Source organism: Amphibacillus sp. MSJ-3 (assembly GCF_018919165.1).
Classification (GTDB): Bacteria; Bacillota; Bacilli; order Bacillales; family Amphibacillaceae; genus Amphibacillus.
Map to the genome: position 1 here is coordinate 1 of NZ_JAHLQM010000006.1, position 24,213 is coordinate 24,213.

At 35.2% G+C, this 24,213-nt stretch carries 21 protein-coding genes and 2 pseudogenes; 12 read left to right on the forward strand and 11 right to left on the reverse strand.

The window, feature by feature from the left end:
• From KQI76_RS02960 to KQI76_RS02975, 4 genes and pseudogenes are all read left to right on the forward strand, one after another.
• Positions 1–110 (forward strand): annotated as a pseudogene (locus KQI76_RS02960) (IS30 family transposase); the annotation flags it as partial.
• Positions 111–254: 144 nt separating this feature from the next.
• Complete coding sequence (locus tag KQI76_RS02965) at positions 255–461, forward strand: DUF6501 family protein (RefSeq protein ID WP_216398820.1); 207 nt, start codon at positions 255–257, stop codon at positions 459–461.
• Between the two features lie 67 nt (positions 462–528).
• Positions 529–1,074 (forward strand): histidine phosphatase family protein, encoded by a 546-nt coding sequence (locus KQI76_RS02970; protein ID WP_216398821.1) that lies wholly within the window; start codon positions 529–531, stop codon positions 1,072–1,074.
• 37 nt (positions 1,075–1,111) lie between these two features.
• The gene (locus KQI76_RS02975) at positions 1,112–1,351 is read left to right on the forward strand and encodes a ferredoxin family protein (protein WP_216398822.1); all 240 of its coding nucleotides are present in this window, start codon (positions 1,112–1,114) and stop codon (positions 1,349–1,351) included.
• An 81-nt stretch (positions 1,352–1,432) separates the two neighbouring features.
• Here the strand turns inward: KQI76_RS02975 and KQI76_RS02980 are convergent, their stop codons facing one another.
• On the reverse strand, positions 1,433–1,714 hold the full coding sequence (locus tag KQI76_RS02980) for an acylphosphatase (protein ID WP_216398823.1): 282 nt from the start codon (positions 1,712–1,714) through the stop codon (positions 1,433–1,435).
• 149 nt (positions 1,715–1,863) lie between these two features.
• Here KQI76_RS02980 and KQI76_RS02985 point away from each other — a divergent pair, with 149 nt between their 5' ends.
• The 6 genes from KQI76_RS02985 (at position 1,864) to gloA (ending at position 9,137) form a co-directional block, all read left to right on the forward strand.
• Positions 1,864–2,235: an iron chaperone gene (locus KQI76_RS02985; RefSeq protein WP_216398898.1), complete on the forward strand. Its 372-nt coding sequence runs from the start codon at positions 1,864–1,866 to the stop codon at positions 2,233–2,235.
• A gap of 317 nt (positions 2,236–2,552) precedes the next feature.
• Positions 2,553–3,476: a peptidase U32 family protein gene (locus KQI76_RS02990; protein WP_216398824.1), complete on the forward strand. Its 924-nt coding sequence runs from the start codon at positions 2,553–2,555 to the stop codon at positions 3,474–3,476.
• Positions 3,477–3,493: 17 nt separating this feature from the next.
• Positions 3,494–4,717 (forward strand): peptidase U32 family protein, encoded by a 1,224-nt coding sequence (locus tag KQI76_RS02995; RefSeq protein ID WP_216398825.1) that lies wholly within the window; start codon positions 3,494–3,496, stop codon positions 4,715–4,717.
• Positions 4,718–5,040: 323 nt separating this feature from the next.
• A complete protein-coding gene (locus tag KQI76_RS12010; protein ID WP_216398826.1) occupies positions 5,041–6,783 on the forward strand; it encodes an ABC transporter ATP-binding protein in 1,743 nt (580 codons plus the stop codon).
• Positions 6,776–8,569, forward strand: coding sequence for an ABC transporter ATP-binding protein (locus KQI76_RS03005; protein WP_253288779.1), 1,794 nt, complete (start codon positions 6,776–6,778; stop codon positions 8,567–8,569). Before KQI76_RS12010 ends, KQI76_RS03005 begins: the two co-directional genes overlap by 8 nt.
• Positions 8,570–8,762: 193 nt before the next feature.
• Positions 8,763–9,137 carry a lactoylglutathione lyase gene (gene gloA / locus KQI76_RS03010; protein WP_216398827.1) on the forward strand — a complete coding sequence of 125 codons (375 nt, stop codon included), beginning with the start codon at positions 8,763–8,765 and terminating at the stop codon, positions 9,135–9,137.
• 375 nt (positions 9,138–9,512) lie between these two features.
• On the opposite strand, the gene KQI76_RS03015 is transcribed toward gloA, so the two are convergent.
• The 8 genes and pseudogenes from KQI76_RS03015 to KQI76_RS03050 all read right to left on the reverse strand — a co-directional run.
• The gene (locus tag KQI76_RS03015; RefSeq protein WP_216398828.1) at positions 9,513–9,995 is read right to left on the reverse strand and encodes a nucleoside 2-deoxyribosyltransferase; all 483 of its coding nucleotides are present in this window, start codon (positions 9,993–9,995) and stop codon (positions 9,513–9,515) included.
• A 192-nt stretch (positions 9,996–10,187) separates the two neighbouring features.
• Positions 10,188–11,498, reverse strand: coding sequence for a Na+/H+ antiporter family protein (locus tag KQI76_RS03020; RefSeq protein WP_216398829.1), 1,311 nt, complete (start codon positions 11,496–11,498; stop codon positions 10,188–10,190).
• A 221-nt stretch (positions 11,499–11,719) separates the two neighbouring features.
• On the reverse strand, positions 11,720–12,322 hold the full coding sequence (locus tag KQI76_RS03025; protein ID WP_216398830.1) for a peroxiredoxin family protein: 603 nt from the start codon (positions 12,320–12,322) through the stop codon (positions 11,720–11,722).
• Positions 12,323–12,511: 189 nt separating this feature from the next.
• Positions 12,512–13,270, reverse strand: coding sequence for a cytochrome c biogenesis CcdA family protein (locus tag KQI76_RS03030; RefSeq protein WP_216398831.1), 759 nt, complete (start codon positions 13,268–13,270; stop codon positions 12,512–12,514).
• Positions 13,271–13,816: 546 nt separating this feature from the next.
• Positions 13,817–14,934 (reverse strand): IS3 family transposase gene (locus tag KQI76_RS03035; RefSeq protein ID WP_216398832.1). Its coding sequence is split into 2 segments (ribosomal slippage): positions 13,817–14,685 and positions 14,685–14,934, totalling 1,119 coding nucleotides; the frame shifts between segments, so codons are not numbered across the junction.
• Positions 14,935–15,048: 114 nt separating this feature from the next.
• Positions 15,049–15,279, reverse strand: coding sequence for a glutaredoxin family protein (locus KQI76_RS03040; protein ID WP_216398833.1), 231 nt, complete (start codon positions 15,277–15,279; stop codon positions 15,049–15,051).
• Positions 15,280–16,466: 1,187 nt separating this feature from the next.
• Complete coding sequence (locus KQI76_RS03045) at positions 16,467–17,309, reverse strand: malate synthase (protein ID WP_216398834.1); 843 nt, start codon at positions 17,307–17,309, stop codon at positions 16,467–16,469.
• 254 nt (positions 17,310–17,563) lie between these two features.
• Positions 17,564–17,713 (reverse strand): annotated as a pseudogene (locus tag KQI76_RS03050) (Rieske 2Fe-2S domain-containing protein); the annotation flags it as partial.
• A gap of 139 nt (positions 17,714–17,852) precedes the next feature.
• Here KQI76_RS03050 and KQI76_RS03055 point away from each other — a divergent pair.
• Positions 17,853–19,592: an IS1634 family transposase gene (locus KQI76_RS03055; protein WP_216398835.1), complete on the forward strand. Its 1,740-nt coding sequence runs from the start codon at positions 17,853–17,855 to the stop codon at positions 19,590–19,592.
• Positions 19,593–19,810: 218 nt separating this feature from the next.
• Here KQI76_RS03055 and KQI76_RS03060 read toward each other — a convergent pair whose 3' ends face one another.
• Positions 19,811–21,388, reverse strand: coding sequence for an FAD-dependent oxidoreductase (locus tag KQI76_RS03060; protein WP_216398836.1), 1,578 nt, complete (start codon positions 21,386–21,388; stop codon positions 19,811–19,813).
• Positions 21,389–21,623: 235 nt separating this feature from the next.
• Between KQI76_RS03060 and KQI76_RS03065 the strand changes: the two genes are divergently transcribed.
• Entirely contained in the window at positions 21,624–22,052 is a 429-nt protein-coding gene (locus tag KQI76_RS03065) for a hypothetical protein (protein WP_216398837.1), read from the forward strand.
• Positions 22,053–22,101: 49 nt separating this feature from the next.
• On the opposite strand, the gene KQI76_RS03070 is transcribed toward KQI76_RS03065, so the two are convergent.
• Positions 22,102–24,153 (reverse strand): heavy metal translocating P-type ATPase, encoded by a 2,052-nt coding sequence (locus tag KQI76_RS03070; RefSeq protein WP_216398838.1) that lies wholly within the window; start codon positions 24,151–24,153, stop codon positions 22,102–22,104.
• Between the last annotated feature and the right edge of the window lie 60 nt (positions 24,154–24,213).

The following is a 24,213-nucleotide window of genomic DNA, read 5'->3' on the forward strand; positions in this document are numbered from 1 at the left end:
CAGTAGCTGACAAGAGAAATAAAATCCCTAGAAAATCACTAAATTATCGAACGCCTTTGGAAGTGTTTTTGAGTTACATCGATGAATCACATTTGTCTAGCTTAAATTGACAAATCAAATAATTAAACAAGATGATGTCGTTTAAACAGTTTTATACGAATATTTTGTTGCTTTTTTGCAGACAATGGTTATTTTTTTTATAAAAACATGGTAATATATAAGAGAATGATCAACTAGAGGGAGGGGTGTACACATTGATTCATAAAGAGTGGGAAACTAGGGAAACAATTAAGACAATCAAGTGTGTGCATGCTGATGCAAAGAAGTTTGTTGTCAACCATATGCTAACACCAGGGAAAAATTATCCTGTGAAAAATGAAACGGATGAATTTTATTTTATTATTGATAACTCAAATCGAATAGCTGGTTATAAAAAAGATTACTTTTCTGAATTGGTTTAAGACATTGTAGTTCACTTTGATCTATATAGCTAATGATAAACATAAAGCTTGTTTAGGAGATGATCCAATGAAGAAGCTCGTTCTGATTAGACATTGTCAAGCAGATGGGAACCACATGGACTCACCATTAACGAACAATGGCGTGAACCAAGCCCGACGATTGGCCGAATTTTTTATCGATCAAGATCTAAAAATTGATCGTATTATTTCTAGCCCTTATATGCGTGCCGTTGAAACAATCATGCCTTATTCAAGAGATAAGCAAATTGAAATCGAAACAGATGTTAGGCTAAGGGAACGAATATTAAGTGCGGAACCAGTCGATGATTGGTTAGATGCGATTGAAACTTCTTTTGATGATATGGATTATTCCCTACCAGGCGGAGAGTCATCTAATGATGCTTTAGCTCGTGTCCTTGAATTAATTGAAGAAATTAAACAGAGTGACAGGTCAGATACAGTTGCTTTAGTGACTCATGCAAATTTACTTATGTTAATCCTTGCTCATTTTGAAGGAGACTATGGATTTAAACAATGGCGCTTATTGAAGAAGCCAGATGTTTTTATGATTGAACACGATCAAGATTTTTATCAACTTCACCATATTTGGTAGTAGAGGAGAAATTAAATTAATTTGGGGAGGCATTAAAATGGCATTTGTGATTACATCACCATGTATCGGAGAGAAGTATGGTGAATGTGCGGAAGTTTGTCCAGTAGATTGTATTGAAGAAGGGGAAGAGATGTTTTATATTGACCCTGATATTTGTATTGATTGCGGTGCTTGTGAAGCCGTATGTCCAGTAGAGGCAATCTTTATGGAAGATGAAGTCCCAGACGAAGAGCACGAATACATCGCATTAAACCGACGCTTTTTTCAGGAACAATAATTATCCTTATTAAATAAACGGAAAAGCCATTCATCACTCTTAATAGTTAGAACTGATGAATGGCTTATTAATTCTTTGTTATCAATAGAGTGTTTTAAAGCTTTGATAACCTTTTAAATCATCACAGATTGTTAGTTCAATATTTTCAATCTTTGCAACTGGACTGGGATTCGCTTTTATGGCATCAATAAATTGATCAACCTGCTCCACTTTGCCTTCAGCTTCAATCTCCACTGTTCCATCCTCCCGATTTTTTACCCAGCCGTTAACCCCGATTTCATTTGCCTTAAGTTGCGTTGTGAAACGAAAGCCAACACCCTGAACACGACCATAAACAATTAAATGCACACGTTCTTTGGACATCATACCACCCCTACACTTAACAATGTAATAATCAATACCCTGATTAATCTGTGATAAACCCAAAAAAAACAGACATTAAAGTATTTTGATTCGACTATTTCATAAATGTATTATACACTAAACAAAACTGAAGAAATGAGGTGAGTACTATCGACAACTTTACTGAGTTTTTAACAGCTATTGATCACCCAGACCACCGTGAACGGACAAGAGAAGTTCTGAAATGGGTTAGGGAGACTTTTCCGAAATTGGATGCACAAATCAAGTGGAATCAACCAATGTTTATCGATCATGGAACCTATATTATTGGTTTTAGTGTTGCTAAACAACATTTGGCTGTTGCACCTGAACTTGTGACTATTAATCAATTCACGGAAAAGATTAAGCAGGCAGGCTATAGTCAGACAAAGCAATTGTTCAGAATTAAATGGAATCAAGCAGTCGATTATGAATTACTAAAAGAAATTATTCAATTTAATATAGACGATAAAGTGGATGACACTTCATTTTGGCGAAAATAAGCATTTGATTAGATAAAACCTGAATACACAGTAGGCAATCTGAGTATTCGGTTTTTCTTTTGCTCATATCTTATCATCCACAAACAATTTTTTTAAAAAAAGATGGAAAAAATCAGTGAGTAGAATTTAATCTCGTTTATAGCCTTCTTTGGTTCATAGATCATTGGGAATCATTATTTAGCCCAAACTCACTTTGTTTTTCATCTAAAGATAAAATAAAGTATGCAAAAGTGTGATAAATATCACTGATTTTTAGTTTGATACGTTCATAATAATTGTAGAGTGAATGTGAATTTATTCTAAAGGAGAATTATGTAATGACTATATATAGACCAGAACTACAGACTGGGGCTAGAAACATAGAAGAGGTTAAGCGCTTGGCAATTGCAGGTGCTGATGCGTTATTTATTGGTGATCAACACTTTGGTAATCGTTTACCTGGTGATTTTACATTGGAAGAGATTTCTGAGGCAACAGAATTTTTACATAAAGAAGGGAAAAAGGTCTTTGTTATGGTTAACGCAATTTATCATAACGAACATTTAAAGAAGCTGCCTCACTATTTAATGGAACTTGAAGATCTTAAGGTAGATGGGATTGTTGCCGGGGATCAGTCAATCTTCCAAATACTTCGTGACATCAATAGCTCACTTTCATTGACATGGAACCCAGCAACTTTATCAACAAATTATCAAACACTTAATTATTGGAATAAACGTGGAATGAGTAGGGCCACTTTATCAAATGAGCTGTCATTAGATGCTGTGATTGAAATTAAAAAGAAGGTTCAATTTCCAATTGAAATTCAAATTCATGGGATGAGCTGTATCTTTCAATCAAAACGAAAACTCATTCGAAATTATTATGATCATATCGATAAAGACTATGATCAATTCGAGCAACGCTATATTAAAGAAAGTAAAAAAACAGAAACACATTATCCTATTTTTGAAGATGTTAATGGGACGCATATAATGAGCAATGAGGATATCGTGATGATTGATCATCTTGATCAAATTCTTGAAGCTCAAATAGACGGACTTTTTATCAATGGTTTATTAAAAACGATTGATTATAATGAAAAGATCGTTTCTTTATATCGCGAGGCAATCGACACATATTGTCAAGATCCAAACCTTTACCAAGTAAAGAAAATAGGTTGGAAACAAGCTATTTATGCGATACAGCCAAAAGATCGAAAAATTGATACTGGTTTTTATTTTAAAGAACAGATTTACTAATAAGAGGTGTAAGAAAGATGACAACTAGACAAAAACCTGAATTACTTGCACCAGCGGGTAATTTAGAAAAATTAAAATTCGCCATTCATTATGGTGCGGATGCTGTTTATATTGGTGGACAACAATTTGGCTTACGCTCAAAAGCAGGTAATTTCACCTTCGAAGAAATGCGGGAAGGTGTTGAATTTGCTGATAAGTATGGTGCTAAAGTTTATGTAGCAACAAATATTATTGCCCATAATGAAAATTTAGAAGGCGCTCATGACTATTTCAAAAAATTATATGAGGTGGGGATCTCGGCTGTTATCGTTGCTGATCCTGCGCTTATTCAAGCTTGCCGAGATGCAGCGCCAGAACTTGAAGTCCATATTAGTACACAGGCTTCAATCGCCAACTGGAAAACCGTTGAGTTTTGGAAAAACGAAGGGGTACCACGCGTTGTTTTAGCTCGAGAGGTATCAGTTGAAGAAATTCGTGAAATGAAAGAAAAAGTAGATATTGAAATCGAAGCCTTCATCCATGGAGCAATGTGTATTTCCTATTCAGGTCGTTGTGTGCTTTCCAATCATATGACTGCTCGTGATGCAAATAGAGGCGGCTGTGCCCAATCCTGCCGTTGGAAATATGATTTATTTGAGGAGGGGACTGACGGTGAAATAGCTGTATCAGAACAAGCTGATGAACAATATACGATGAGTTCACAGGATTTAAGCATGGTTGAACACTTACCTGATTTAATTGAAGCGGGTGTCGATTCGTTAAAAATTGAAGGAAGAATGAAAAGTATTCATTATGTTGCAACGGTGGTAAATGTTTACCGAAAAATCATTGACACATATTTTGAAGATCCGGATAATTATCAAATTGATCCAGACTGGATTGATGAGATTTGGAAAGCCGCCCAACGTTCACTAACAACTGGCTTTTATTTCAATGAACCTACTCATAAGGATCAACTCTTTGGTAAACCAGATCGAATCCCTAAATATGACTTTGCAGGACTAGTGCTGGCTTACGATGAAAAGTTGCAAATCGCAACCATTCAACAAAGAAATAATTTTGGTGTTGGTGATGAAGTAGAATTCTTTGGTCCCAATTTCTATCATTATAAACAAACGATTACTGAATTATGGGACGAGGATGACCAACCGATTGATCGTGCCAAACATGCGATGATGATTGTTAAAGTAAAAGTTGATCAGCCCTTGAAATATTATGATATGATGCGTAAGCAAAAGTAAAAAGTAAGTTATAAATTTTGAAAAATGTGAGATCTTAAGTGTAAGCCATTAATATCATGTTTTCATTTTTACTCGCTAATATCTTCTGATTCATTACATGTATTCTTAAAATGGAAATTAGGAATCATTACAAATCTATCTATGAAGACTTTAATTAAGCGGAGCAAACGAACTGTTCCTATTCCTAACATTTAAACAGGGTAATCCTAAATTCAGGTTTGGATTTTAAAAAACTTGACTAATTATTTGAAAATGCTAAAATTATAAAGTTAGATGGCCACTGCCTTTGCAGTGGTTTAATTTTTGTGAAAGGGGGTCTTTTAGTGTTATATGTATGGAGTTACGTTAAAAGACACAAATGGTTATTATTTTTAAACTTATTAGGAGCCATATGTTTTGTAACTGTAAACTTAGGCTTACCAACTATTTTAGCTAGAATTATTAATGAAGTGCTCGTTAGTCAGGACAAGGGACGGTTGTACTTTCTAGTTTCAATAATGGGGGCTATTATTGTATTTGGTTTACTGGGAAACATTATTTTAACTTATGCCTCCAGTCGTTTAACAAATGAAACGACTAGAAGTATTCGTAATGACTTATATGATAAAATCAGTGATTTTTCTCATGAGGAATATGAAAAAATCGGTGTATCTTCATTGGTGACTAGAATAACGAATGATGCTTTTGTTATCTTGCAGTTTGTTGAGATGGTGCTAAGAATCGGCTTCAACACACCTTTAATGTTTATTGGAAGTGTTGTATTAATTATTCAAACAAGTCCATCATTATCATGGATTTTAGCTGCAGCCTTACCAGTGATTATGCTAGTTATTTATTGGATTGCTAAAAGCTCAGGACCCTTATCTGATAAGATGCAGAAATTATTAGATAAACTAAACACATACTCACGGGAGAATTTAACGGGACTACGTGTCATTCGTGCCTTTTCTCGGGAAGAGTATCAAGAAGAAAAATTTTCTGGAGCAAATCGTGATTATGCAGAAACAGCACAATCCTTACATAAATTAATGGGTTCAGCTATGCCTGCATTCTATCATATTATGGCTGTCGTTATCACATTAATCTTTGTATTTTCACTTGATCCTATTGGAGCGGGTGAAATGCAAGTAGGGACATTGGTTGCTTTTGTTGAATACGCCTTTCATGCATTATTTTCAGTATTAATGTTCTCGCAAATATTTATGATGTATCCACGTGCGAATGTCTCAGCAAAAAGATTGAAGGAAATTTATGATATGCCAATTTCTATTACAAGTAAGCCGGATGGGGTGAGCGAAACTAAAACACATGGCTATATCGAATTTGATAATGTGTCTTTTGCCTATCCTGGTGAAACTGAGAATCCGGTTTTGCATGATATTAGCTTTAAAGCAAAACCCGGTGAAATCGTAGCCTTTATTGGAAGTACCGGGAGTGGGAAATCAACACTAGTACAACTTATTCCCCGCTTTTTCGATGTGACATTTGGACGGATTATTATCGATGGTGTTGATGTACGTGATTATCAGTTAGATGCTTTGAGAAATAAAATTGGCTTTATCCCACAACGTGCACTTCTCTTTACGGGAACAATTGGCGATAACTTAAGATTTGGGAAAGATGATGCAACAGATGGGGAATTGGTCAAAGCATCTGATGTCGCACAAGCACGTGAATTTATTGAACGAATGGAAGAAGATTATCATTCTTATTTGAGTGAAGGTGGGAGTAACTTATCTGGTGGACAAAAACAACGTTTATCGATTGCTCGAGCAATTGTTAAACAACCTGATATTTACGTGTTTGATGACAGTTTCTCAGCCCTAGATTATAGAACAGATGCAGAAGTTAGACGACGTTTGAAAGAAGTAACAGGTGATTCTACTGTCATTATTGTTGCTCAACGTATTTCAAGTATTAGAAACGCAGACCAAATCATTGTTCTTGAAGAAGGCAAAATTGTCGGACGTGGGACACATGATAAGTTAATGAAAACAAATGCAATTTACCAGGCGATTGCCAAATCCCAACTAAAAGAAGAACAGGAGGATCATTTCGATGAATAATGATGAAACAGTTAAGAGCAATCAATCGATGTTTGAAAGTTTCAGACGTATTTGGCCGTATTTAAAAAAATACCAAGGCCGATTGTTTACTGCGCTCTTTTTAGTTTTTACTCAAGTTATTACGAACGTACTTGAACCATTTGTTTTTGGTTTAATCATTACCGAAGTATCTTCCAATGTTTTAGATATAATAAAAGGAGTCCCAAATGCAGGCTTAAATTATTCATATATATATACTGTGATTATTATCTATTATGTACGTGGGTTGATTAATCAAGCGTCTGCTTTTGGATCAAACTACTATATGACAGAAGCCGTTCAAAAGATGACGTTCGATTTACGGGCAGATATAACGAAAAAAATGAATCGAATACCTGTTTCATATTTTGACCGACATCAATTTGGGAATATCTTGAATCGAATCACAAATGATGTTGATAATATTGCAAATGCATTTCAAGTTTCATTATTGCAAGTTTTCAATGCTATTTTACAATTAATTTTTGTTGTCGTTATGATGCTATGGATTCAATGGCAATTTGCTTTAATTGTGCTTGTTGTGATTCCTTTATCGAGTTATATTGCTAAATTTATTATTGGCAAATCACAGACTTATTTTAAGGAACAAGCCGATGTGTTAGGGCGAATGAATGGTTTTGTACAAGAAAACTTAACGGGCTTTAATGAAATTAAATTATACGGACGTGAACATCATTCAACTGAAGAATTTCGTACAATTACAGCGAAACTAAGTCATGTTGGTTTTAAAGCAAGTTTTATGTCTGGTTTAATTCGACCGCTCATTACATTTGTAGCACATAGTGCATATGTTGTCATTGCTTTATTTGGTGGGCTTTTGACTTTAGCTGGTCGAATGACAATCGGTAACTTACAAGCATTTACACAGTATGTTTGGCAAGTGAATCAACCAATGCAGATGTTATCTCAGCTTTCAGGATTAATACAAAGTTCTGCAGCCGCTATTAACCGTGTCTGTGAACTACTTGATCAAGAAGAAGAGGATCAAACTTATTTACAAACTATATCCGAGCCAATTACAGGCGAAGTATCCTTTGATCAAGTTTCTTTCAGTTATCAACCTGAAAAACCATTAATTCGAAAATTTAATATTGATGTAAATCCAGGCGAAACAATCGCTATTGTTGGTCCAACCGGTGCTGGAAAAACAACGATGATCAACTTGCTCATGAGATTCTATGATGTTGATCAAGGAAAAATTACTATCGATGGTATGGACATTCAATCATTACCACGTCAGCAATATCGTTCGCAGTTTGGGATGGTCTTACAAGATACATGGCTCTTTAAAGGAACGATTAAAGAGAATCTACGTTTTGGAAACCTGGATGCGACGGATGAAGAGATTGTTGAAGCTGCAAAAGTGGCTAACGTTGATCATTTTATTCGTACATTACCAGGTGGATATGATATGGAGATTAATCAAGAGTCATCAAATATTTCCCAAGGTCAGAAACAGCTGTTAACCATTGCTCGTGCTCTCTTGTCTGATCCAAAGATTTTGATCTTAGATGAGGCAACGAGCTCGGTCGATACACGGTTAGAAATATTAATTCAAAAGGCGATGGATCGTTTAATGGAAGGGCGGACGAGCTTTGTTATTGCTCACCGGCTCTCAACTATTCAGGACGCTGATCGAATCCTAGTCATGAATAATGGTCAAATTGTTGAACAAGGAAATCATAGTGAGTTGCTGGAAAAGGGCGGCTTCTATAACGAACTTTACCAAAGCCAATTCACAGATTAAGATTTGATATCCACTATTTTGAAAATCACCGATTTAATGAGTCATAAATCGTAATAAAACGAATAAATGATAATGAACGAAGGCGCTTTTCTTATGAATTTGAAAAGTGCCTTTTCGGTCTTTATTCAAATGATTTGTTCCTTTATTTAATCGTGGTATACTGTGGGTACTAGTAAATAGGGAGGAATATGAGATGAAAAGTTTACATACTTGTATACGTGTCAAAAACTTAGACAAATCGCTTGAGTTTTACAAAGATGCTTTCGGCTATAAGGAATCTCGTCGTCGTGATTTTCCAGATGCTAAATTTACTTTAGTTTATTTAACCTTACCAGGTGAAGAATATGAACTGGAACTAACCTATAATTATGATCAAGAAAAACCTTATGACTTAGGAAATGGTTATGGACATATTGCACTTGGTGTAGATGATTTAGAAGGAAAACATAAAGAACTCTCAGATAAAGGCTATCAAGTAACAAAATTGACAGGTCTAACAGAAGGAGAGCCAACTTATTTCTTCGTCATCGATCCAGACGGTTATAAAATTGAAATTATAAGACTATAGGCATCAAAAACTAGCACATGATAAATTTGTGCTAGTTTTTGTATTTTATTAAAAGATTTATATTCTAGTTTACATAATATATATTATCGGAAGTTATGTATTTTACTTTTACAAATTATCTTTTTTCATTCAATCGTATCCAGAATTGGAATGAATGTTCGTGTATCCGTTGTGTTCGGGCTTTTATGAGCTAGCCGCATCATCCAAACACTAGCTTTATGTGTAGATTATTGTGTCAATACTTTAATTTTACCCACCAGAGTATAAATTACGGAGTGACTCCTCAAAAACATTTAAGATATGATAATAGAAAAAAGAAATCCAGTATCAACTGAATTTCTTTTTCACTTTATCTGAGTTTTGTCCCAGCCTCTTTTAATCTAGGAAATCTGCAATGGCTTTAGACAAGTCTTCTATTTCAGAAAAGATTCCTCCGCCAGACTTCTTAATTAATCCGATCACGAACAGATTTCTATAAGCAAATTGATTTTCTGTTCCGTCGGCGATCAAGGCAGATATTTTCTTTCGATTTTCTCTACCTTGTTGTCTAACGTCAGAGTATAAAGCAAAGATCGGTTTTCCTGTCGTAGCAAACATGCCAAGCTCGGCGGCCACGCCACTATCAATCTCGACACCATCAATAACAGCGATTAAAAAATCACTTGCCATTAACTCTTTTTTATCAGCTTCAAAAATCATTAGCGAATCCGCAAAAGCATCTTTATTATTTATGTCATCATTCTCTTGTGGCACATAAAGCTTGATATCCTTAAAGTCTCTTCGAATCTGCTCGGAAATTAAATCATTAACGATTCGGTCTCCTATAGTAAATAATCCGTTTGCTAAATACCCTTTCATGAAATCTCCTCCAAATTTCGTACTCAGTGCGCCTTATTAATTAATAAACCATTAATATAAGCCATATCTGACGTCAAAAGATTAAGCATCAAATAATGAACGGATCATCCTCTACCGATAAAATTTGTTCATTATTTATCGGTAGATTTATCCTTTAAAAGCGTATTTGGTAATATTAACATATTCTACTTCTTATAAAATGAGTGCTGCCAATATCCCAAAAATAAATAGCGGAATATTATAGTGTAAAAATGTAGGAACACAGGTATCCAATATGTGGTCGTGTCTTCCATCCGCATTTAATCCTGCTGTTGGGCCTAACGTACTATCAGATGCAGGCGAGCCCGCATCACCTAAAGCACCCGCTGTCCCAATTAGCGCCGCAGTTGCTAATGGCGATAAGCCAGCAGCTGCACAAATCGGCACATATAGTGTTGCTATGATCGGAATTGTTCCAAAAGAAGTACCGATGCCCATCGTAATAAATAAACCAACCAATAATAATGTAGTCGCAATTATAATCGGTGAAGTCCCTATCATAGATGTTGTTTGTTCAACCAAATGTTTAATATCTCCTGTTTCTTGTAAAACGGTCGCGTATCCGGAAGCAACTAACATAACGAAAGCGATCATCCCCATCATATTAATTCCTTTTTGAACAATATGATCATTTTGATCCATTTTTACCACTCCAGTAATGAATAAAATGGTGATCCCAGCCATTGCCCCCAAAATAAGTGACTCAGTGATAATTTGCGTGAATAATGCAATAACAATCGCAAGAATTGTCATCCATTGATGAAATCCCCACTTTTCTCCTTGGATTTGTGTCATTCCTAAGTCGACTTCTGACACTCCTCCTTTCTCAGGTAGATGATCCTTACGATAAGTAATAAATACAGCTATTAATAGACCAACGACCATTCCTGCCCCGGGTATCAACATAGCCATTGTTACTTCATTTAAGCTAATGGGCATATTGTTGACTACCATTTCGTCACGAATAATCCTTTGGAATATTAATCCGTATCCAACAGGAATCGTCATATAAGGCGCTTTAAGTCCAAAAGTTAATGCGGCTGCTACGGCACGTCTATCTAATTTTAATTGATTAAATAGGGTAAGTAATGGTGGAATCAATATCGGAATAAAAGCAATATGTACAGGTATTATATTTTGCGACAAACAGGAAATACCAGCAATTGTTAAGACAAGTGCTGTTCTCTTCCCTTTAAAAACAGTCAACATCTTATTAACCAGCGTGGTTGTGATTCCCGATAAACCAATCATCACTGCAAAGATGCCGAGTAGAATATAACTTAATGCTGTGTTTGCTTGTCCACCCATGCCTGATACCATCAAATCTACTGTTTCTACTAAATCCATGCCAGACACTAAACCAGCTGTTAATGATGCGAGAATAATTGCAAACAAAACATTTACTCGCAATAAACTCACGATGACCATGACGATAACACTAACTAAAACTGCATTTGTAAGCATTCGATTTCCCCCTCTATTTTCACATATGCAACATTATATCATCTATTTTCATAATTTTCCGATAAACATCTTACTTTTTTAAAGAAATACCAATAATCGATGATATCACAGCAATTTTATAAGGGGATAATCTTAGAAAACTTAGGGAACCACAAGTCCCTTAGTGAGGATAGTCTATTTCTTTACGTTTGCTTTTTCTATTCGAATATCATTAATAGAAATCAATCAATTTCTTCTAAAACTTGCATCATTTGTTCATATGTCAAGGGTCCAGAAGTTTTGAATCGGATGATCCCTTCTGAATCAATCATAAATGAAGTAGGGATTGGTTGAATGGCATAAATCATTGCTACTTCAATCGCTTCATCTAGTAGAATAGGGAAAGTTAAGTCATATTTATCTACAAATTCCTGAACTTCATTTATATCCGCTTCTGTATCCGTTAAATTTATTGCCAGGATTTCAACATCTGTATTTTGATAAAACTTTTCCATATCAGGCATTTCAGCACGACACGGCGGACACCAAGTTGCCCAAAAGTTCAGCATAAGGGGTTGACCGCGATAATCTGATAATGAAACTTCATCACCGCTCAATGTCGTTAATACAAAGTCTGGTGCAAGCTGTCCAATTTCCAAACCAATTGTATTTTCTCCAGCATCCTCTACCCGGCCATCTTCCTCGCGCCCTTCCTTAATTTCTGCTTTTTCTGTGTCTTCTTCAAGACTCTGATGCTTAGACTCATCACTTGTTGAAGTGAAAAAATCATATATTGTCCAGCTAAACATCCCCAATAAAATAAGGGATAGAACTACTTTTTTCATTAGAGTACCTCCTCCCATCTCATTATCTTTTATCACGGCGCAACCATCCCGTCCGTAAAACTCCCAGCTGGTAAATTAAAATCATTCAAGCACTGATTAAAGTTTCATCGTTCAAAGTCGGGAGCAAACAAGCATCCTGATTATGACCATATGGAGCGATAACTTTTTCATTGCTTAGTCCTCTAGCTATTATCCTAATCGTGATAACCAAGTATCTTCTACTAAATCAAGTAAAAACGTTGATATACTTGGCATTAAACCAAAAAATAAGATGAGCCCCATCACCACCATTAAGAAACCGCCAACTTTTATGATTCGCTCACTATGTTTGGTAAGCCATCTTGTTGATCCAAGGAAAAAAGTTAAGATTATAAATGGGAAAGCAAAACCGATAACATAAAAAGTTGTATAAAGCATACCCTGACCAGGATTTGTAGTTGCAAGTAAAAAGATTGAACCAAAAATTGGCCCTATACAAGGTGTCCAACCAGCGGCAAAACCTAATCCAACAAATAAGCTCCCTATAAACCCGGCTGGCTTTTTGCTATAGTTAATTCGTCTCTCCTTCATTAAAGCTGGTATGGTGATCCAGCCTGCAACAAATAAGCCCATAATTACGATAAAGATACCTGCAATTCTTTGGATCAATAACCCGGTCTCTCCAACTAATATTTTTTTAATCCATTGTCCTAGAACGGAAGCGCCCGCCCCTAGACTGATAAATACCAAAGATACACCCAGCAAGAAGAAAAACGAATGACTTAATAATTGACCGCGAATTTTTATACTTTTATCCTTCTGTAAATCTTTCACACTAATTCCTGTAATATAAGACAAGTAGGCTGGAAATATAGGTAAAACACAAGGGGATAAAAAAGATAGTGCACCTGCACCGAGAGCTAAAATAATTCCAGTCAACAACATTGTATCTGCTTCAATGAGGCCCATAATAGCATCCGCTTCCTTTCGCTAAATAAAATGATAATCAATCGTTGAGAAGTTTTGATTCGATTGTGGGTAAGGTAGAAGATGGTCAGTAGAAAGAACGACAAGATAATATACCAAATGAATAGCTATTGTTTTCAATAAATCAATTGAATAAACTCATAAAATAATACTGTAGAAATGATAAAGGGACACCATACAACTTAAAGTTTATATTAAAAATAAAGAATACGGGAAATGCTTATCCTCCTCTTCTGCTTTAATCCATTTATAATGCGCTTAACTCTAAAATATGATTATATTTTAGAGTTAACGCTTTGATTGGTATGTCAACACTAAACTGTACAATTTTTATAAGGTGTTGAGTTTTCAATATCGCTCATTTATTTTTAAATTCTAATTTAAACAGTATTAACTTTTTGTCACTTGACTTGGATCCTTTGCTCGTATGCGCTTAAGCCAAGAAGCCAGCTATTAATGATATCTGGCTCTACCAATCAGGCTCGCATACGGGCGTCTCCAAGTAAAGTGCACGTCATTTTAAGATACTTAAAATTTCGCTTTTAATTGCTTGTATTCCTTGGGTGTTAGGTAACCTAATGAGCCGTGAATCCGAATGTTGTTGTACCAATTTACATAATCGAATAAGGCTAAATCCAATTCTGACTGTGTTTCAAAATGTTCACCCAATATGAATTCAGTCTTGAGTGTCTTAAACGTTGATTCAGCTACAGCGTTGTCATACGGCGTACCTTTTGCGCTTAATGAGCGATCAATATCGAAAGCCTCAAGGGCCTGGTCAATACTTTTATTCTTAAACTCGCTTCCGCGATCTGTATGAAATAATTTGAGACGATTTAGATTATATTTTACGGATGCAAATGCTTGTGTAACCAATTCTGCCGTCTTGTGAGGACCAGCACTATAACCGATAATCTCACGGTTAAATAAATCAATGAGTACACAAATGTAATGCCAGCGTTGCCCGACTCTTACATAAGTCAGATCACTCACTACGACTTCTAATTCGTCCTTTTGGTTAAATTCACGATTCAATGTGTTGCTTATCTTTTCTTCATTAACAGTTGATTTCATCGGTTTATACTGGGCAATTGTATACTTTGATACAAGACCCTGTTCTTTCATAATTCGGCCAATGCGCCGTCTTGAAACAATAAATCCTAAATGCTTTAATTCTTCTTTTATTTTTCTTTGTCCATAAATACGGCGACTATCCTTATATATTTTAATGATTAATTTTGTGATTTCTTCATCTTGATGATCACGTTTTTTTGCTTCATAATAAAAAGTGCTTCGTGGGACCTGTAGCAATTTACACATCGCTGATACCGAATATTTGTGACGGTTGTTTCTTATCACATTTATTTTCGTCCCATGATCAGCGCCGCTTGCTTTAAAATATCATTTTCCATTGCCAGTTGTTGATTCTGTTTCCTAAGACGAATGAGCTCTTCTTGTTCCGGCGTACGGTTATCCTTCTCTTCAAATGAACCACTTTCCCTATGTTGGCGTACCCATTTGTCAAAAGCAGATGCCGTAAGGTCGTATTCTTTAATGATCTCAGCTCTTGGCTTTCCTGATAAATAAAGTTGAACGATTTGCTCTTTAAATGTTTTAGAAAATGTTCGTCGTTGTCTTCTTGTCATAATTTTGTCTCCTTAGAGCGATTAGTGACTTCATCTTAACTGACCTTATACGATCTGTCCAACTTAGTGTAACCTATCCAGATCGAATATTTAGTGAAGGGATCGGATTGTTTTCTATTTTAATAATTGTAGAATCTTTTCTGGATCAAATCCTAATACCCATTCACCATTTACTTCTGTTTGAGGAACTCCCATTTGGCCTGTTGTCTTTATTAAACGTTTGGCAGCAACCGGATCCTTTTGAACATTTATTTCACTATAAGTCAGTTCCTTTTCATCTAAAAAATTTTTCACCATACTACAATATGGACATGTATCAGTTGTATAGACTGTGACTTTATTCATTTAAATACTCCTCTACTTTTTTAAAATAAGAATTATAAGTTGATTTCTTTATAAAATTTATTACAAATAACAATATACCTTATTGGGTATATTGTCAATCATTAAGTTTCCATTAAAAACTTAACTCTTTTTATATACGGGATGATGAGATTTCTGATAATAAAAAAGATCCCAATTAAGAAAGAGTTTAATTGGGATCTTATACAAAAACATTTATTATATTTACAATTACTTCAGAGTTCCACTTGGCTCAGGAATTACCCCATCTTCACAAGAAGCTCCGAAGAATAATTCATTTATAAACCGTTCGCTTTATATGAGTTAAGTGAATTTTTACACGCATGACGATCTCTATAATGATTAGATCTTATTTTCCTTAGTATTTCTTTTACTGGATATAATATAAAAGAGAAACCTAAAACAAAAACATATTAGAAAAAAATATAGCATGGAATAATTACTTTTATTTTGGAAACTAATGATTGTATCATCATTAAACATAGAATATATTATAAAGAAAAAAAATACTAATCCAATACTAGCTAAACCTTCAATTAGTGCTTCTATTAGCTTATTTAATATATTTCCCATAAATTATTCCTCCAATTTTCATGTACTTTAACTAGTCAATAAAAACATCAAGTTCATCTTCTTTAAAATCAAACATAATACTTTTTCCTTTTCCATTTGTGACTTTTCATGAATCTTAAGTTTCTTCAATTTGTTCTTGCGCTGTTCGGCAAGTAAATGTTACTTTCTTTTTTATCTTGTAAAATAACTTACTTTAAGGATTTAGCAACATCACGATCTTTCAGGGTGATAAAATTTCCAATAGGGTCAGGGTAAGCGAATTTTTTAATCTCATCATCAAAATCAATGGTGATAAAAGATTCGTCATGATTGAAAATACTTCCTCGTTAATTAAATTCACTAACCCCCCTCTCCTTAATCCACCATACTATTAAAAAAGTCGCATACAAATTTTGCCTCTAAGGAAGTTGGTATAACCACCAAATATTACTTGATTAAGAATATAAATACATTTTATCATGTATTATAAAAGTTGTAAATTTGGTCATTAAAAAACTTAATTCTTTATATACGGGATGATGAGATTTCTGATAATAAAAAAGATCCCAATTAAGAAAGAGTTTAATTGGGATCTTATACAAAAATATTTATTATATTTACAATTGCTTCAGAGCTCCACTTGGCTCAGAAATGTCATTAATATCTATTAAATTCATTTCACAAAAATACGCTAAAAACCGATTGATTTTTTCAATCTCATTTTGATCTGTTTTTAGGGCCATCATATCTTTTAATATTTGCGCAGTCCAAATATTATCATAGTAACGATATTTGCCAGAATTCCAGGTTGTACGATGTGGATAGTTTCGATTGATATAGTAATTCCAAAACAGCATTTGATCTACTTCTTGATCTGTTAGTTTGATTCGATAGTTTGTATGTGAAGGAATTACCCCATCTTCACAAGAATCTCCGAAGAATAATTCATTTACCATATAGAGTCCGAGGATGCGTCTATCTGTCTCGGCTTCCTCCAAACCTCTTTCAGTTAAAAGAACAGCACTATTCGGTTGTATGCGAGTGACTCTATTCGGTTTCCCCTTATTTTTCCCACTCTGAATACGGCCGGAAAATACTTCCCAGTTGGTAAATATACTTTCTTGTTCCTTCCTATCAAGCCAAAAAACCATTTGTGACTTTTCATGAATCTTAAGTCTCTTCAATTTGTTCTTGCGCTGTTCGGCAAGTAAATGTTGCTTTCTTTTTTCCTCATGTTTCTGTTCCATCGCTGCTTTTTCCTTTTTATCTTGCAAAATAACTTTCTTTAAGGATTTAGCAACATCACGGTCTTTTAGGGTGATGAAACTTCCAAAAGCATCAGGGTAGACGAATTTTTTAATCTCATCATCAAAATCAATGGTGATAAAAGATTCGTCATGATCGACAATATTTCCTTGTCCAAAGACTTTATGAGTTATTTCCTTGTTAATTAAATTCACTAACCCACTCTCCTTAATCCACCATACTATTAAAAAAGCCGCACACAAATTCTACCTGAAAGAAATTGGTACGACTCTTAAATAATACTTGATTACGAATATATATACATTTTATCATATATTCTAAAAAGTTGCAAATTGGTCATTGACAACTATTCGTTTTTTATCGTATAATAATTGTTTATTTAATCAAATAAGTTTTTTTGGATGAGATAAAAAACGCATTGAATGATAATTTATTTTATTTTTTAATATTAATAACCAGAATCATCGGATATTAAATTGTCGATCATTTTATAATCATATTTTTGTAGCGGCTTTTCTGCTGGACCTTCTAACACCTCACCCGTATATGAAAATCTGGAACCATGACAAGGGCAATCCCAACTTCTTTCACCACGGGAGTTTGACACTTGAATAATAAAAAAATGTCTAGAAAGCCTATTATGGCTTTATTTTTTTGTCAAATTCTCCACATAACTATTGAGTACTATTTAGTACTATGATATAATTAATACATTACATAGGATTTGAGGGATTTCTATGCGGATTAAAAAAAGTGTGTCCAAGAATTCTGTTTCCTATTCGATTATTGAAAACGTTAGGGACATCCATGGAAAATCTACAACCAAAGTCGTTGAAGCGTTGGGGAATGAAGAACAAATTCGTAGAAAACATCCAGGTGTTGATCCCGAGGAATGGGCGCGTGAATATGCTAAAAAGTTAACGGAAGAACAGAAAAAGAAATCAGAAACGATCTTGATTAAATACAATCCCAATAAACCAATATCCAAAGAAAAAAGACGGTCATTTAATGTTGGGTACCTCTTCCTAAAATCAATTTATCACCAATTAAAGTTAGACATCATTTGTAAGGAAATCTCAGATCGGCATAACTTTCAATACGATCTTAATAAAATTCTATCCCTGCTAATCTATATGCGGATTCTTCATCCAACTTCTAAAAAAGGAACGTTGGAAAGGGCAGATGATCTTTTGGAGTCACACTCAATCGAAAATCATCAAATGTATCGTGCATTAGATATTTTAGCTGAAGAATCTGATTTTATTGAAAAAGCAGTCTATAAAAATAGCACGGCAATTGTTGGACGCGAAACGGAACTTCTATACTATGACTGCACGAATTTCTATTTCGAAATAGAGGAAGCTGATGGCTTGAAACAATATGGCATGTCAAAGGAGAATCGACCAAACCCTATTGTACAAATGGGGCTGTTCATGGACGGGAGTGGGCTTCCTCTTGCCTTTGTTATTCATCCTGGGAATCAAAATGAACAACCGACGTTGAAGCCACTTGAAAAGCGTATTTTAAAGGAGTTCCAACTCTCTAAATTTGTAGTCTGCACGGATGCTGGACTATCTTCCTATGAAAACCGACTTTATAATTCAATAAGCGATCGAGCCTTTGTCACCACACAGTCCATCAAGAAATTAAAAAAACATTTGAAAGAGTGGGCTCTGGATCCTTCTGGCTGGTATATCGCTGATTCAACTCATGCGACCACTAAAAAGAAGAGAGAATCGATTAATCTAAATAATCTTGACCTTAAAAATGACTCTCATGTGTATTACAAGGAGCGTTGGATACATGAAAATGGCCTGGAACAGAAACTTATTGTGACTTTTTCTCCAAAGCACAAACGCTATCAGACTAAAATTCGCGAAAGACAGATAGAACGGGCACAAAAGAAAGTCGACAACCCTTCTAGTATCGATAAACACCGTGCAAATGATCCAGACCGTTTTATTCAATCCACTCATGTCACAGATGATGGTGAAATTGCTAAAAAAAGCAGTCATTCAATCGATTGTGAACGTGTCAATGAAGAAGCAATTTATGATGGCTTTTATGGCGTATGTACAAATTTAGAAAGTACACCAGAGGAAATTGTTAAAATTAATCAACAACGCTGGGAGATAGAAGAATCTTTCCGAATTCTAAAAAGTGAAATGCGATCACGTCCAGTTTTTCTTCAAAAAGATGAGCGTATCAAAGCACACTTTCTTGTGTGTTTTCTGTCATTATTATGCTACCGTATAATTGAGAAAAAAATTGATGGATCAGCTACGTGTTGTGAAATCATTCAAACATTACGAGATATGAAAGTACTTGAGGCTACCAATGAAGGGTATATACCTATTTACACAAGAACTGATTTAACTGATAAGTTACATGATGTTTTCGGCTTTCGAACGGATACTGAGATAGTTAGCCTACAAAAAATGAAAAAAATTTTAAAACAGGTTGTAAAACATAAATAGTACTCACTTTTAGACATTAAAAAAACCACAAGAAGACTTAGTATATAAGCATTCTTGTGGTTTTAACTGTCAAAGATGAGATATATTCTAAAAAGTTGCAAATTGGTCATTGACAACTATTCGTTTTTTATCGTATAATAATTGTTTATTTAATCAAATAAGTTTTTTTGGATGAGATAAAAAACGCATTGAATGATAATTTATTTTATTTTTTAATATTAATAACCAGAATCATCGGATATTAAATTGTCGATCATTTTATAATCATATTTTTGTAGCGGCTTTTCTGCTGGACCTTCTAACACCTCACCCGTATATGAAAATCTGGAACCATGACAAGGGCAATCCCAACTTCTTTCACCACTATTCCATTCTACTTCACAGCCAATATGGGTACAGGTTGTGTCTACGATATGGAGTTTTCCATTCTTATCTTTATAGGCTCCCTTACGTTCTCCTTTAATGCTAAAAACACTTCCTTCATCATTGGCTAAAGTATTAGGGTCTTTATTACATAATTGGAGTTTTCCCTTAATTAAGTGTTCCGCTACATTTGCATTTTCAATTAAAAAGTTTTTTAAACTTGGTCTAGCATAAAATCTTGAAGGTGTATACAAGTCCGCAAGGTTATTTTTCCTGCCCAAGACAATATCAGTTAACAAAAGTGCAGCTGCCGTTCCATTAGACATGCCCCATTTTCTATAGCCACTTGCAATTAAAATCTTTTCTTGACCTGATGTTATTTTTCCGACATATGGAACTTTATCAAGAGTCGTCAAGTCCTGCGCTGACCATTTATAATAAACCGCTTCAAGTCCTAAAACATGTTCACCAAAAACCTCTAGTGCTTGATAATGCTTGCTCGTATCAATTCCTTGCCCAGTTTTGTGACTCTCTCCACCAATCAAGACCATTTCTTCACCATTAATCATAACTGATCTTAAGGAACGTGTAGGTTGGTCTGCACTAATATACATTCCTCCAGGGAATTTACTGTTTGTCTTTGCTGCAATAATATAAGAACGATCAGCCTTCATTCTTGTTGAATAGAGACCAAGTCCTTCGTAAAAGGGAAAATGTGTACAAGCAAGGATATAGTCAGCTGTGACATGAAAATCCCCACGAGTAAATACGGTTGGTTGATTTCTTGTTTCAACATCAACCGCAGTTGTCTGTTCAAAAATTTGTCCCCCTTCTTTTATGATCTGGTTAACTAAAGTTGTCAGATATTTAAGTGGATGGAACTGTGCTTGGTTTTTCATAATCAAAGCATTTTTTACTTTGATATCAAGTGGGATCTCATCAACAAGGCTACTTTTAATCCCTAATGCCTCATATGCTTTAGCTTCTTGTTCAAGTTTTATGGCATAGTCTTCAGTTGTTGCATATAGCCATGCATCTTGTTTACTAAAATCACACTCGATTTGAAGCTGATCAATTGTTTTAATAATAAAGTTCATTGCTGTCATATTGGCTTCATAATACAATCTTGCTTTACTTTTACCCATATTTGTTATTAATTCATCATAAATTAGATGATGTTGGGCAGTAATCTTTGCGGTTGTATGTCCACTAGTGCCATTTAGTAATTTGTCCGCCTCTAATAGAGCGACTTTTAAACCCTTATTTGCTAAAAGATAGGCAGCTGTTATTCCAGTAATTCCACCACCAACAATAACTGCATCAACATGGATATCCTTTTCTAACTTTGGAAATTCAGGTAATGTTATAGACTTTGTCCAATAGGATGTTGTGTAGTCAGGGAGTTTCTCTTTTGTACGATTATTATCAGTCATGGTCAGTCAATCCTCCTAATTCACACTTCATATCGTTAGGGTTTCCTATCTATCATTTGTTTATACTATTTGACCTATCCATTACTTAATCCCAGACAAAAATGAAGTGAAAATTCCCTCAGAAGCAATCAAGAAAATTACGGGTCGCCCAATCTTTTAAAATCAATCTCATATTAGACGCATTCCCCATATAGTAAATTAAGGCGTTTTTATCAGTTATAAGGAGGAAAACTGAATGAACTATAATGACGATCCTAATCAAGTTTTTCCATATCAGTCGGACATAGATGAAAGACAATTTAATTTTCCAGGATATTGGTTTGGTCAACTTTTAGGCCCCGGGGCAGGTAGTGGACCAGCCATCTTCCCTGGTAGCCCTGGTATTTTTCCCGGTGGAGGTAGTGGACAACAAAGTGGCCCACCAACAACCCCACCCCCAAGTTTTATACCAGAACAACAGCAGTTCCAAACCTTGGCGATTGACCCGGGAGGCATCCGAGGCTGTTTATTTAGATTCACCTATATTTGGTTAAGAAGAGATGCTTTTTGGTTTTATCCAACCTTTGTTGGTCGAACATCAATTGCGGGATTTAGGTGGACGGGTTTTAGGTGGGTTTATTTTGGAATAGATTTAAACCAAATTCAATCCTTTCAATGCTTTTAATAATACAAATAAAGTGCCCTTCACTAGGTGAGAGGCACTTTACTTGCATTTAATCTAATTTAAGATTGATGGCATTTAGAGCAACAATAATTGTACTAATCGACATTATGATTCCAGCAATTGTTGGCGGGAATAGTACACCCCATGGCGCTAACACACCTGCTGCTAGTGGGATGGCAATAATATTGTAGCCTGCTCCCCACCACAAATTCTGAATTTGTTTCCGCATTGTATTTTCTGAAAGTGTTAGAAAATGCATAATATCTGCCGGGTCACTTTTAACTAAGATGACATCAGCAGATTCAATAGCCACATCAGTTCCAGCTCCAATCGCTATACCAATATCTGAGCGAACAAGACTAGGTGCATCGTTAATTCCATCACCGACCATCATAACTTTTTTCCCTTGGTCTTGGTATTCCCTGACAATCTGCTCTTTATCTTCAGGCATCTTTTCCGAATGGCTGGTCTTAATCCCAAGTTCTTTAGCAACACCCTCAGCAACTTGGCGATTATCACCGGTCACCATTACAGGTTCAATGTTACGAGCTTTTAATTCATCAATTAATTGTTTAGAATTTGGTTTGATTTGATCACCTTGCGCAACCAGTCCTACATTTTCCCCATCAATGATTAGGAAACTAATAGAATTACCTTCGCTTGCTAATTCATCAAATAACCTTTTTTCATAAGGGATATTATGTTTGTCTAAATATGAGGCATTTGTTATTTTCATGTGATATCCATCAACAACAGCTTCTAATCCAATACCAGGTAAGTTATTGACCTCATCTGCTTTTGGATAAGAGATCGATAATTCTTTTACTTTGTTTAAGATTCCCAGTGCTAGTGGATGTGTGGAGCTCTCTTCTATTGAAGCCATCAATCCTAAAACCTCATCATTAGAAAACCGATCGGTAAATGATTGGAAATGGTTGACGGCAAAATTTCCTTCTGTTAATGTTCCTGTTTTATCCATTAATAAAATATCGATATGCTGAGCAATCTCCATAACTTCTCTATTCTTGATGATCAGACCGTTTTGCGCCCCTAAACTTGTCGAACGCGCTGTTACAAGTGGAATGGCAAGACCTAATGCATGTGGACAAGCAATAACTAATACTGAAACAAAACGGATTAATGCATCATTAATACCTGTGAAAAATAAATACCAGATAATGAAGGAAATAATCCCAGCTATTAAGGCAAAGTAAAATAACCAGCCCGCTACCTTATCCGAGAGCAATTCAGCCCTAGACTGATCTCGTTGTGCTTCACTAACGAGATCCATAACTTGAGATAGGTAACCCGATTTCCCTGTAGCGGTAACTTTTACTTTTATCGTTCCAGATCCATTAACTGACCCACCAATCACTTGATCATCAACAGATTTATCTACCTGTTTAGATTCACCGGTTACTAGTGACTCATCTACGGAAGTATGGCCAGAAATAATGACTCCATCTGCCGGAATATGATCTCCAGCTGAAACGCGTATCACATCGTCTTCCGTTATGTCAGTCAATTGAACGACTTCTGTACTCCCATCTTTATTTACCCGAGTCGCTTCCTTTGGCAAGAGTTCTGCCATTTTCTTTAGTGCGTTGTTTGCTTCGCCTACAGCATTATTTTCAATCCAATGCCCCAACAACATTATGATAATCAGGGTTGCGAGTTCCCAAAAGAAATCCATCAATTCTTCTTGTGATGAACTAAAATAATTAATAAAAAAGGCATATAGGCTATAGAAATAAGCAACAGAGATACCTAATGAGACTAATGTCATCATTGCAGGTTGTTTATTCTTTAGTTCATGTACTGCATGTGTTAAGAATGGCTTACCCCCATAAAAGTATAGAAAAGTAGCCGCTGCTAAAACAAGCCAATTTGATCCTTGAAATGAAAGTGTAAATGGAAATTCTATCCCCATCATTGGCCAAAATACTATAATAAAAAGCGCAAATGGTAATGAAATTAAAAAGATTTTTTTGAAGTCTCCGTGATGCCCATGTCCTTCATTGTGCTCATTGTGCTCATGGTGATGATGATGGCTATTATCGTGATCATCAGGATTATGCTGATGATCATGTTCATGTACCATTAATAGAACCTCCTATGGATCGTTATTTCATACATTAGAAAATATTTTTCCTTATACTTA